This window comes from Paraburkholderia sp. (genome assembly GCF_034668105.1).
GTDB lineage: Bacteria > Pseudomonadota > Gammaproteobacteria > Burkholderiales > Burkholderiaceae > Paraburkholderia.
Map to the genome: position 1 here is coordinate 1 of NZ_JAXDPY010000239.1, position 11884 is coordinate 11884.

General features: G+C 63.5%; 8 protein-coding genes and 2 pseudogenes. 7 read left to right on the forward strand and 3 right to left on the reverse strand.

The genetic code is table 11. The features are described 5' to 3' along the window. A pseudogene (locus QOC89_RS11130) lies at window positions 1-862 on the reverse strand (nodulation protein NfeD); the annotation flags it as partial. 82 nt (window positions 863-944) lie between these two features. Further along, entirely contained in the window at window positions 945-1991 is a 1047-nt protein-coding gene (locus QOC89_RS11135; protein ID WP_323045063.1) for an AraC family transcriptional regulator, read from the reverse strand. 354 nt (window positions 1992-2345) lie between these two features. On the opposite strand from QOC89_RS11135, the gene QOC89_RS11140 reads away from it, so the two are divergent. From QOC89_RS11140 to QOC89_RS11170, 7 genes are all read left to right on the forward strand, one after another. Beyond that, entirely contained in the window at window positions 2346-3479 is a 1134-nt protein-coding gene (locus QOC89_RS11140) for an acyl-CoA dehydrogenase (protein ID WP_323045064.1), read from the forward strand. A gap of 183 nt (window positions 3480-3662) precedes the next feature. Then, on the forward strand, window positions 3663-5354 hold the full coding sequence (locus tag QOC89_RS11145) for an AMP-binding protein (protein WP_323045065.1): 1692 nt from the start codon (window positions 3663-3665) through the stop codon (window positions 5352-5354). Window positions 5355-5413: 59 nt separating this feature from the next. Beyond that, window positions 5414-6931, forward strand: coding sequence for a CoA-acylating methylmalonate-semialdehyde dehydrogenase (locus tag QOC89_RS11150; RefSeq protein ID WP_323045066.1), 1518 nt, complete (start codon window positions 5414-5416; stop codon window positions 6929-6931). Window positions 6932-6973: 42 nt separating this feature from the next. Further along, window positions 6974-7876, forward strand: a complete 903-nt coding sequence (gene mmsB, locus QOC89_RS11155) for a 3-hydroxyisobutyrate dehydrogenase (protein ID WP_323045067.1) — start codon at window positions 6974-6976, stop codon at window positions 7874-7876. A 149-nt stretch (window positions 7877-8025) separates the two neighbouring features. After that, entirely contained in the window at window positions 8026-9162 is a 1137-nt protein-coding gene (locus QOC89_RS11160) for an enoyl-CoA hydratase/isomerase family protein (protein WP_323045069.1), read from the forward strand. Between the two features lie 596 nt (window positions 9163-9758). Beyond that, window positions 9759-10058 (forward strand): DUF2252 family protein, encoded by a 300-nt coding sequence (locus tag QOC89_RS11165; protein ID WP_323045068.1) that lies wholly within the window; start codon window positions 9759-9761, stop codon window positions 10056-10058. Next, the gene (locus QOC89_RS11170; RefSeq protein ID WP_416340390.1) at window positions 10024-11388 is read left to right on the forward strand and encodes a SulP family inorganic anion transporter; all 1365 of its coding nucleotides are present in this window, start codon (window positions 10024-10026) and stop codon (window positions 11386-11388) included. The genes QOC89_RS11165 and QOC89_RS11170 overlap by 35 nt, the downstream gene beginning before the upstream one ends. Here QOC89_RS11170 and QOC89_RS11175 read toward each other — a convergent pair. Beyond that, window positions 11301-11884: pseudogene (locus QOC89_RS11175) on the reverse strand (IS630 family transposase); the annotation flags it as partial. The gene QOC89_RS11170 and the pseudogene QOC89_RS11175 sit on opposite strands and share 88 nt — an antisense overlap.

Below are 11884 nucleotides of genomic sequence, written 5' to 3' on the forward strand. Positions count from 1 at the left end.
CGCTCGCCGACAGGCTGACGGCTTCGCGTACCGCGCGTTCGGCCCAGTCGGCGTTGCGTTTGCGCATTTGCGCGAGGCCGCGGATGTAGGCGGCCGCGTCGTGGACCTGCTTGCGCAGCTCGGTGGACTGGGTGTCGAGTGGCAGGGCGGGGGTGGCGCTGGCTGAGCTGGCTGAGCTGGCAGAATCGGACGAGTTCGCAGAGTTCGCAGAGTTCGCAGAACTGGCTGAGTTCGCAGAGTTCGCCGCCGCTCCAGACCCGCTCTTTTGCGCGCCGCTTCCCGTTCCAGTGCCAGTGCCAGTTCCCGTGCCGGGCAATCCGGGCATGCCGCCGCCCGCAGGCGGCTCCGCACCGCCAATTCCCATCTGGATGGGCGTCGCCGCGCCGAGGTTTGTGCCCGGCGCCATCGCCGCGATATGGCTCGCGTAGACGATATAAGTGCCGGCGCTCGCCGCACGCGCACCGCTCGGGGCGATGAAGGTCGCGACCGGCACAGCCGAGCCGAGAATCGCCTTGATGATCTGCCGCATCGACGTATCGAGCCCGCCGGGCGTATCGAGTTGCAGCACGGCGAGTTGCGCGCGTTCTTCGGCGGCGCGTTGCAGGCTGCGTACGATGAAATCGGCACTCGCCGGACCGATCGCGCCGTTCACCGGAATGACGACCACGCTATTCGGCGCGACGGCGGCCTGAGCAGCCTCGGCGACCCAACCAGGCGGCGCGGTTTCGCACAATGCGAACCCGAGCGCCAAAAGTACGCCGAACGCGGTCATGCCGCGCATCAACCGGCCCACGACTGTGCCACGGATAAGCGCAAGGCGCGGACCAGACTGCCGGAACGGGAGACGCGGATACGTGCTCATCGCTGACGGCTGCCGCGCTACGCCGATGGATATCGGCCGGCGCGGGCCGATACCCCACCTAGGCTGGCCTGCTCCTTACAGCTTAGTCCGATTCCGGGCGACGCGTGAAATCCGCACGCGCCGGCCGGTAATCGGTCGGCCGCATGCCGGTCCACTTGCGAAACGCGCGATGAAACGCGCTCGGCTCGGCGAAACCCACGGCGGAGGCGATGTCGGCGATGGTGCGATCGGTGTCCTGCAATTCTCCGATCGCGATATCGCGCCGCAAGTCGTCCTTGATCGACTGATACGTATAGCCTTCCTGCTTCAGACGACGTCGCATGGTGGCCTCGGCGACGTGCAGGCGCTCCGCCATCTGATCGGCGGCGGGCCAGCCGGCCATCGGCAGCGCGCGCAGCATCTTGCGCACGCGCGCGGCGAGCGAGCCGGGGTTGCGGTATTTGACGATGAAGCTGCCGGGCGCATCGCGCAGGAACGGCTTGACCGACCTGGTGGTCTGGATCACCGGCAATTCGAGAAATGCCGGCGACAGGTCGACATACGATTCGGCCTGATCGAAGGTCATGTCGTCGCAGAACATCAGACGGTATTCATGCGCGGCAGGCGGCTCGGCGCAGCGAAAGCGCGCCTCGAGCAACGGAATGCGCCGTCCGACCAGCCAGCACAACAGGCCATAGACAAGGATGAAGTAGGTCGCATAGGCGAACATCGCGGGCGGCCGGCTGCCTTCGCGTTCCACGAATCCGAGGCGTACGCGCCCGTCAGTCGTTTCAATTTGCGCGCTGAGATCGTCCAGCACCAGGCGCATGAAGCGGACCGCACGTGCGAGCGCCTGCGCGCCGTTGCGCGCGGTCAGCGCCGTTTGGGTCATCGCGATGAAGCTGCCGCTCTTCATGCGATGCGAGTCCTGGCCGAAGAACTCGTCGTCCAGCGCGCGGGCGATGCCGGCCCACAGCGCGCCGTACTGCGCCGACGACACCCGGCTCTTCGGCGACGCCAGCAGCGGCCCGGCAATGCCGGCGGCTTCGGCAAGCGGCAGCGCATCGAAGCCGCGCGCACGTGCCAGCGCGAGGGTCTCCTCGACCAGACTGACGGAAATCGTGCCTTTATCGTTCTTGAGATTCTTCATATTCTTCGTGGCGGGCTGGCAAACGCGCTCAACATTTTCCTTGTGACGATCCGCTAAGCCCTGAAAATGCGGGCCGAACCGGGTTTGTATGATACCTCCATGGCAAATGCGCTCAACCAGATTGATCGGGCTGAGCATCGAACCTGGCCGGCAGCTTCCCTACACTGGGTGCGAACCGATTGCGGGCAGCATCGCCCGGAGACAGATGGCGAGCCCACGGCGACGTCGTGGCAAGGTCGCAGCGACGTCGACTAAGTCCCCTCAACGAGGCGCGGACGATAAGACCACGCCACCGCGAGTCGATGCGTATGCACCTCGCCACCGCGACTCGCAGCACCTGACAGGACCGAGCCCATGGACAGCTTCTACACCGACGAACAACGGATGATCCGCGACGCCGCCCGCGACTTCGCGACCGAACGCCTCGCGCCGAACGCCGGGCAGTGGGATCGCGACGCGAAGCTGCCGGCGCAAGTCGTCGCGCAAATGGGCGAGCTCGGCTTTCTCGGCATGATCGTGCCGTCCGAGTGGGGCGGCTCCTATACCGACTACGTGGCCTACGCGCTCGCGCTGGAAGAGATCGCCGCGGGCTGCGCCGCCTGCGCCACGCTGATGAGCGTGCACAACTCGGTCGGCTGCGGCCCGATCCTGAACTTCGGCACCGACGCGCAAAAAGACCGCTATCTGCAAGACCTCGCCACGGGCCGCCGCATCGGCGCGTTCTGCCTGACCGAGCCGCAAGCCGGCTCCGAGGCGAACAATTTGCGCACTCGCGCGGTGCTGCGCGACGGCAAATGGATTCTCAACGGCAACAAGCAGTTCGTGACCAACGGCGCGCGCGCCCATATCGCGATCGTGTTTGCCGTCACCGATCCTGACCGTGGCAAGCGCGGCCTGTCGGCCTTCATCGTGCCGACCGATACGCCGGGCTTCAACGTCGGCAAACCCGAGCACAAACTTGGCATTCGCGCCTCGGACACCTGCCCGATCTCGCTCGACGATTGCGCGGTGCCCGAGGTCAATCTGCTCGGCGAACCGGGCGAAGGTCTGCGGATCGCGTTGTCGAATCTCGAGGGTGGCCGCATCGGTATCGCGGCGCAGGCGGTGGGCATCGCGCGCGCCGCATTCGACGCCGCGCGCCTCTATGCGAACGAGCGCGTTCAATTCGGCAAGGCGCTGAAGGATCACCAGACCATCGCCAACATGCTCGCCGACATGGCGACCCGCCTGAACGCCGCGCGTCTGCTGGTGCATCACGCGGCGCGGCTGCGCACGGCGGGCAGGCCATGTTTGTCGGAGGCTTCGCAGGCCAAGCTGTTTGCGTCGGAGGTGGCCGAGGAAATCTGCTCGAACGCGATCCAGATTCACGGCGGCTATGGTTATCTCGAGGACTACGCGGTGGAACGCCACTATCGCGACGCCCGCATCACCCAGATTTACGAAGGAACCAGTGAAGTGCAGCGGATGGTTATTGCACGCCACGTTTAAATGCAGGTTGGGTGGCGTTTGAGTGCAGAATAGCTTGCTGGTAGTAAAAAGCAGAGGCAAAAAACAGAGCGCATACCGCGCCAACAGCTTTGCATGGGATCGGAGTAAGCGCTATGGGACCAGAGTAAGTGCTAAAGCACCAACTCTGGTCGACACGCCAACTCCGATCGACAGGAGACGACAATGACTGCAGCGAAAGGCTTTCTGGATGCGCGCGATCTGTTATTGCGCCATCGAACCGACTACGAGCGCGCGTACCGCGAATTCGCGTGGCCGGCGCCGGGTGAGTTCAACTGGGCGCTCGACTACTTCGACGTGATCGCGCGAAACAACGACAACCCCGCGCTGTGGATCGTCGACGATCCGGCCAGCGACGGCTTGCGCCTCTCGTACGCGCAGATGTCGGAGCGCTCGGCGCGCATGGCGAACTTCCTGCGCGGTGTCGGCGTGGCGCGCGGCGACAAAGTGCTGCTGATGCTGCCGAACCGCGTCGAACTCTGGGACGTGATGCTCGCGGCCATGAAGCTCGGCGCGATCGTGCTGCCCGCCACCACCCAGCTTTCCGCCGACGACGTGCGCGACCGCGTGCAGATTGGCGGCGCGACGTTCGTGGTTGTGGATAGCGCGGAGCTGGCCAAGTTCGATGCACTCGACGTGCCGCTCACCCGCATCTGCGTCGGCGCGCCGCGCGACGGCTGGATCGACCTTGCCGCGGCCTATGACGCATCGCCCCAATTCACGCCCGAGGGCGTGACGCACTCCACCGATCCGCTGCTGCTGTATTTCACGTCGGGCACGACGTCCAGGCCGAAGCTGGTCGAGCATACGCACCAGAGCTATCCGGTCGGCCATCTATCCACGATGTACTGGATCGGCCTGCAGCCGAACGACATCCACTGGAACATCAGTTCGCCGGGCTGGGCCAAGCACGCGTGGAGCTGCTTCTACGCGCCGTGGAATGCGCAGGCCTGCGTGTTCGTTTTCAACTTTCCGCGCTTCGTGCCGAAACAGACGCTCGACGTCCTGGTGCGTTTCAACGTCACCACGCTATGCGCACCGCCGACCGTCTGGCGCATGCTGGTGCAGGAGCACCTCACCGACTATCCGGTGAAGCTGCGCGAGATCGTCGGCGCGGGCGAGCCGTTGAATCCCGAGATCATCGAACGCGTCAAACACGCGTGGGGTATCACGATTCGCGACGGTTTCGGCCAGACCGAAACGACCTGCCAGATCGGCAACCCGCCGGGGCAACCGGTGGTGCCGGGCTCGATGGGCCGTCCGCTGCCGGGCTATAAAATTGAACTCCTCGATGCCGACGATCAACCCGTCACCGAAGGCGAAATTTCGCTGCCGTTAGCCGAACGTCCGCTCGGTTTGATGACCGGCTACGCGAACAATCCCAACGCCACCGCGCAAGCCATGCGCAACGGTTTCTACCGCACCTCCGACGTTGCGATGCGCCGTGAGGACGGCTACTACGTCTACGTCGGCCGCGCCGATGACGTTTTCAAATCGTCCGATTACCGGCTGAGTCCGTTCGAGCTCGAAAGCGTGTTGATCGAACACGAGGCGATTGGCGAAGCGGCCGTGGTGCCGAGTGCCGACGCGGTGCGTTTGTCGGTGCCCAAGGCGTTCGTCACCGTTCGTCAGGGTTACGAAGCGAGCCCCGAACTCGCTCGCGCGGTGTTCGCGTTCTCGCGCGAAAAACTGGCACCGTATAAGCGGATTCGTCGCCTGCAATTCAGCGAGTTGCCGAAAACCATCTCCGGCAAGATTCGCCGCGTCGAATTGAGGCGCCGCGAAATGGAGCGCGAGGCCGAGCCCGCGCGCCTGCCCGGCGAGTATTGGGAAGAAGATTTCCCGGACCTGCGTTGATTATTTTTGTTTCCCGTCACTGTTCGGCCGCCGAGCGGCCACTGCACAGGAGTCCCAGCATGAGCGCAATTGCTTCGAACCATGCCGCCACCGTCAAACTGCTGATCAACGGCGAGTTCGTCGAGTCCAAAACCACCGAATGGCGCGACGTCGTCAATCCGGCCACGCAGGAAGTGCTGGCCCGCGTACCGTTCGCCACCGCGGAAGAAGTGAACGAAGCGATCCGTTGCGCGCACGCCGCGTTCAAGACCTGGAAGGACACGCCGATCGGCGCGCGCATGCGCATCATGCTGAAGTTCCAGGCACTGATTCGCGAGCATTCGCCGCGCATCGCGAAGACCCTCAGCGCCGAGCAGGGCAAGACGATTCCCGACGCGGAAGGCGACATCTTCCGTGGGCTCGAAGTGGTCGAACATGCTTGCTCGATCGGCACCTTGCAGCAGGGTGAATTCGCGGAAAACGTGGCTGGCGGTGTGGACACGTACACGTTGCGTCAACCGATCGGCGTCTGCGCCGGCATCACGCCGTTCAATTTTCCCGCCATGATTCCGCTGTGGATGTTTCCGATGGCGATCGTCTGCGGCAATACGTTCGTGCTGAAGCCGTCCGAGCAGGATCCGATGTCGACCATGCAACTGGTCGAACTGGCGCTCGAAGCCGGTGTGCCGAAGGGCGTGCTGAACGTCGTGCACGGCGGCAAGGACGTGGTCGACGCGCTCTGCACGCACGATCTGGTGAAGGCGATTTCGTTCGTCGGCTCGACGGCGGTCGGTACGCACGTCTATCGCCTCGGCAGCGAACACGGCAAACGCGTGCAATCGATGATGGGCGCGAAGAATCACGCGGTCGTGCTGCCCGACGCGAATCGTGAGCAGACCTTGAACGCGCTGGCCGGCGCCGGCTTCGGCGCGGCGGGACAGCGTTGCATGGCGACCTCGGTGGTCGTGCTGGTGGGTGCCGCGCAGCAATGGCTGCCCGACCTGGTTGCGAAGGCGAAGACGCTGAAAGTCAACGCGGGTAACGAGCCGAATACGGACATTGGCCCGGTGGTCTCACGCGCGGCGAAGCAACGGATTCTCGGCCTGATCGAAACGGGCGTGAAAGAGGGCGCCACGCTGGCGCTCGACGGCCGCGGCGTGACGGTGCCGGGCTATGAGCAAGGCAACTTCATCGGCCCGACGGTCTTTACCGATGTCACCACCGGGATGGAAATCTACCGCCAGGAAATCTTCGGCCCGGTGCTGGTGGTGCTGAATGCCGCGACGCTCGATGACGCGATTGCGCTCGTCAACAGCAATCCGTTCGGTAACGGCGTGGGCCTGTTCACGCAGAGCGGCGCGGCGGCGCGCAAATTCCAGAGCGAGATCGATATCGGCCAGGTCGGCATCAACATTCCGATCCCGGTGCCCGTGCCGTTCTTCAGTTTTACCGGCTCGCGTGGCTCGAAACTCGGCGACCTCGGACCCTATGGCAAGCAGGTCGTGCAGTTCTATACGCAGACTAAAACCGTCACTGCGCGCTGGTTCGACGACGACACCGTCAACGACGGCGTCAACACGACGATCAGTTTGCGCTGATCACCAAGGTCGATTGCTTTGCGTGAAATGGGAGTAAGCGCTATGAAAATAGGTTTTATCGGACTCGGCAACATGGGCGCGCCGATGGCGCTCAACCTGCTCAAGGCGGGCCATGCGGTCAATGTATTCGACCTCAACGCGCAGGCGGTAGGGGCGCTGGTCGACGCCGGCGCCAAAGCGGGGGCCTCGCCGAAAGCGGCAGTGACCGACGTCGAGTGTGTCGTGACGATGCTGCCCGCTGCCGCGCACGTGCGCAGCGTGCTGACAGCGGACGATGGCGTGTTCGCCGGCATTGCGAAAGGCGTCACGATCATCGATTCGAGCACGATCGATCCGGCAAGCGTGAAGGCGTTCGCCGAACTGGCCACACAGCACGGCAATACCTTCGTCGACGCGCCCGTCTCGGGCGGCACCGGCGGCGCGGCGGCGGGCACGCTGACTTTCATGGTCGGCGGCAGCGCGGCGGCTTATGAGCAGGTGAAGCCGGTGTTGGCGTCGATGGGCAAGAACATCGTGCATTGCGGCGACACCGGCACCGGCCAGGTCGCAAAAATCTGCAACAACCTCGTGCTCGGCATCACGATGGCCGGCGTGGCCGAGGCGATGTCGCTGGGCGAGGCGCTCGGCATCGACTCGAAAGTGTTGGGCGGCATCATCAATACGTCGACGGGTCGCTGCTGGAGTTCGGACACGTATAACCCGATGCCCGGCGTGATCGAAACCGCGCCGTCCACGCGCGGCTATACCGGCGGCTTCGGCACGGATCTGATGCTCAAGGACCTGGGCCTCGCCACCGACGCCGCGAAATCCGCGCGCCAACCGGTGTATCTCGGCGCGCTCGCGCAGCAGCTATATCAGACGATGAGCACGAAGGGCGCGGGACGTCTGGACTTCTCGGCGGTGATCAGGCTCTATCGCCAGGACGGTAAGGACGCAGGCGCGTGATGATCGAACTCGACTACGCGCACGACGGCACTGTCGCACTGCTGACGCTCAAGCGGCCGCCCGCGAACGCGTTTACGCCGGAGGGTTTGCTGCAGTTACAGCAGACTGTCGAGCGTCTGAACGGCGAACCTTGCGCGGGAGATTCGTCGATGAGCGCGTTGCCAGGCGTCGCGCTCGATACCCGCGTCGAAGCGGAGCGCGAGATTCTGTTTCGCGTCGTCAACCGGGTGGCGATCATCACGCTGAACCGGCCGGCGGTGCTCAATGCGCTATCGCATGCGATGGTGCGTGAACTTGCCGTGCTGGTCGACCATTGCCGTACCGATGACGGCATCGTTGCGCTTGTGCTGAAAGGCGCGGGCACCAAGGGTTTTTGCGCCGGCGGCGACGTGCGCGAGGTGTACCGGCTCGCGAAGAATGGCGACAGCCGGTGGCTGGCGTTCTTTGTCGAGGAATACCGGCTCGACTATGCGTTGCACACGTTTCCCAAGCCGGTGGTCGCCTTGCTCGACGGTATCTCGATGGGTGGCGGCATGGGGCTCGGTCAGGCGGCGCGGCTGCGCATCGTCACCGAACGCAGCAAGATCGCGATGCCGGAGACCCGGATCGGCTTTCTGCCGGACGTTGGCGCGACGCGTTTCCTGAGCGTGATGCCGGCTGAGGTTGAACTGTATGTCGGGCTCACCGGCGTGAGCTTATCCGGCGCTGATGCGCTGCGTCTGCAACTGGCGGATTTGTGCGTGCCGGCCGAATGGCTTGTCTCTTTCGAAGAGCGGCTGCAGCGCATGTCGCACGCGGGAGACTTGATGGCTGCATTGCGCGGGGTGTTCGAGCCGCCGTGCAATGTGATTCCGCATGCTGCGTTGGGGCCTTTTACGCAGTTGATCCTGAGGCATTTTGACTGGCGTTCGAGTGTCGAGCGGATTGTGGCGACGTTGCGTCATGATCTGGAGCGTGAGCCGCCGCGCGAGGTTAAGCAGTGGCTGCAGGCTACGTACGATGCGATGGTTGGTCATTCGCCCACGATGTTGTATGTTGCGCGCGAGGCGTTGTTGCGGGGGCGGGAGATGAGTTTGGCCGAGTGCTTCCGGATGGAGTTGGGGATCGTCAAGCGGGTGATCGAGGAGGGCGATTTTTGCGAGGGTGTCAGGGCGCAGTTGATCGACAAGGACCGGAGATGTCGGTGGGCGCCGGCGACGCTTGCTGAAGTTAGGCCAGAAAGAGTTCGGTGGTTTTTGACTTCGCCGTGGGGGAGGGGGGAGCATCCGCTTGTTGGAATGGGGTGATTGGTTGTATTGCCTGCGGCGTTGGGGTTTTCTTGAAGTGGTTGCCGGCGCGGCGCTTGTTGTGTCTGTGTGCCTACGGCGTTGGGGTTTTCTTGATTTCTTATTCGTCTATTGGTGTCGGCCCTTTCGTTGATCTGGGTTTTTGGCCTTTCCTTGAATTGATATTGGTCTATTAGTGTTGCCCCTGTGCGGGGCGGCACTTACTTTCTTTGCCGCCGCAAAGAAAGCTAAGCAAAGAAAGCGGCTCACACCGCCAGCTCATAAGTGGGTCCCTCGCACAGTCGCGGTAGTGGTGCATCTGGAATCTGTGTTCTCGCACATTCAACCCTGGTGACAAGGCCATCATACTTCCCGCCTCGCACAGCGTGCTCGGCGGAAGGGTTCACCGAGAACCGGCGGTTTCCCTGGCCGTGATGGGTTCATCGAGAACCCACGGTTTCGTCCGCGCGTGATGGGATCAGCGGCTTCGCTCTGGACCCGTGACAGTCATCTCCTTCTCTTCGTAACGCCGTCATATTTCTGGCGGCGCTCCGCGCGCCGAGGGGTACATCACAACTGATCGCTGCGTTTTCACACTCGCGTTCATGCTCAGTACCGTGGCACGCATCAAATCGTCACGGGCCTTGGTACGTTCGTGCGATGACCGCCTTCGCTGCCGCGATTTGCCCGTTTCGTTTCGTTTGGTTCCTGTTTCCACGTTGATTCTTCTGCATTCATTCGCTTGCGGCAAGTGCGGGGATGCCACGACCATCAGTGGCTATCTGGGCAAGGGCGATGCCTTTGACGAGGCCATCGGCGCGTTTTCGCTCGCCTATGCAGATCAGACGGAGCGTGACCACGCGGCGCTGGTGAAGGCGGTACATGCCGGACGGCTGGCGGCTCTCGTTGAGGAGTAGCGTCCTGCACCACTCACACGACCGGCGGTTTCCTTGTTGCATCGACTGTCACAAAGGAGGCGAGTCCGTGAACGAAGTACCTCCAACACCGGTAAAGTCACAAGCGGTGATTCCGTGCGCGGGTGGCGCGCGGTGTTCCCCCCCGGCACAGTGGCTGGCCGCCTATCGTCCGCAGTGGCTGGCGCACGACGCCATAGCCGGGGTGACGCTCGCTGCCTACGGTATTCCGGTGTCTCTCGCTTACGCGTCGCTCGCCGGGCTGCCGCCGCAGTACGGCATCTACTGCTATCTGGTAGGCGGGCTGTTCTACGCGCTGTTTGGCTCGTCGCGCCAGCTTGCAATTGGACCCACCTCCGCGATCTCGTTGCTCGTCGGGGTCACGGTTGCGGACATGGCAGGCGGTGATACGGTCCGCTGGGCGTCCATCGCGGCGCTAACCGCGCTGTTGGTAGGGGGGCATGTGTGTGCTGGCATGGCTGCTGCGCTGAGTTCCCTCGTCAACTTCATCAGCGAGACGATACTGCTCGGCTTCAAGGTCGTCGGCGCGTTGCCGCAAGGGTTGCCTGAGTTCCGCCTGCCGGGGCTGCGGGTGCGCGATGTGGACGGCGTGATTCCAATGGCGTTCGCCTGTCTGTTGCTGTCGTACGTGGAAAGCGTTTCCGCAGCGCGTGCCCTGGCGCAGGCGCACGGTGACGAGATTGATCCGCGTCAGGAACTGCTCGGTCTGGGCGCGGCGAATCTGGCCGCGGGACTCTTCCAGGCGTACCCGGTTGCCGGCGGCCTGTCACAGTCCTCGGTGAACGACAAGGCCGGTGCCAAAACGCCGCTCGCGCTGGTTTTCGGGTCGATCACGATCGGGCTGTGTCTGATGTACCTGACTGGTTTGCTGGGCAACCTGCCCAACGTGGTGCTTGCGGCCATTGTGCTGGTTGCCGTCAAGGGATTGATCGACATTCGCGAGCTGCGCCACTTGTGGCGGGTAAGCCGTTACGAATTCTGCGTAGCAATGGTTGCTTTCGCCGCCGTGCTGGTGCTGTGCATCCTGAACGGCGTCATTGTGGCGGTGCTCGTTTCGATGTTGTTGCTCATACGGCGCGCCGCGGATCCGCATGTGGCCTTCCTTGGTCGCATCCCTGGCACCCGGATTTACTCGGACATCGAGCGTCACCCGGACAACGAGCCCGTTCCGGGTATGCTGGTGTGCCGCGTCCAGGCGTCGCTCCGTTCGACCTGGTTAATTTACGAAGCACAGGTCGGGGTGAAATGCGCATGGAAACGCGGATGGCGAGCCAGCCAGGTATTGATCGAGGAGGTCTTGTGCGTACCGTAGTTGTCCATCACCAGATGCACGTCCAGCTGGGGTGGCACGTTGGCCTCGATGGTGCGCAGGAACTGCAGGAATTCACTGCTGCGATGACGTCGATGCAGTTCGCCAATGACTTCGCCCGTGGAGATGTCCAGCGCCGCGAACAGTGTGGTTGTGCCGTGGCGCATATAGTCGTGCCCAGCGCCTGGATCTGGCTCTTCTCGTCCACGCACAACACCATGGCCTTGAGCGGCGGGTCCAGATACAGGCCAACGCGGTGCGCGATATCGCCTAGTCCACAAACAATGGATCGCTGGAGAGCTTGAAGGTCTCCTGCCGGTGTGGCTGAAGCCCGAAGGCACGCCATATCCGCGTCACGGCCGTCTGCGACAGCCCCATCTGGCGGGCCATTGTGCGCGTGCTGCAGTGGGTCGCTCCCGTGGGCACGGACTCAAGCGTGCGTGCAATGAGCGCGTCTACCTGGGAGTCCTCGATCGTCCCCGGTGCTCCCGGGCGCGGT

What these genes read in the sequence shown, in the direction of transcription:
- QOC89_RS11135 (WP_323045063.1), bottom strand. Translation starts at nt 1,991, where the DNA reads ATGAAGAATCTCAAGAACGATAAAGGCACGATTTCCGTCAGTCTGGTC.
- QOC89_RS11140 (WP_323045064.1), top strand. Translation starts at nt 2,346, where the DNA reads ATGGACAGCTTCTACACCGACGAACAACGGATGATCCGCGACGCCGCC.
- QOC89_RS11145 (WP_323045065.1), top strand. Translation starts at nt 3,663, where the DNA reads ATGACTGCAGCGAAAGGCTTTCTGGATGCGCGCGATCTGTTATTGCGC.
- QOC89_RS11150 (WP_323045066.1), top strand. Translation starts at nt 5,414, where the DNA reads ATGAGCGCAATTGCTTCGAACCATGCCGCCACCGTCAAACTGCTGATC.
- mmsB (WP_323045067.1), top strand. Translation starts at nt 6,974, where the DNA reads ATGAAAATAGGTTTTATCGGACTCGGCAACATGGGCGCGCCGATGGCG.
- QOC89_RS11160 (WP_323045069.1), top strand. Translation starts at nt 8,026, where the DNA reads ATGAGCGCGTTGCCAGGCGTCGCGCTCGATACCCGCGTCGAAGCGGAG.
- QOC89_RS11170 (WP_416340390.1), top strand. Translation starts at nt 10,024, where the DNA reads ATGCCGGACGGCTGGCGGCTCTCGTTGAGGAGTAGCGTCCTGCACCAC.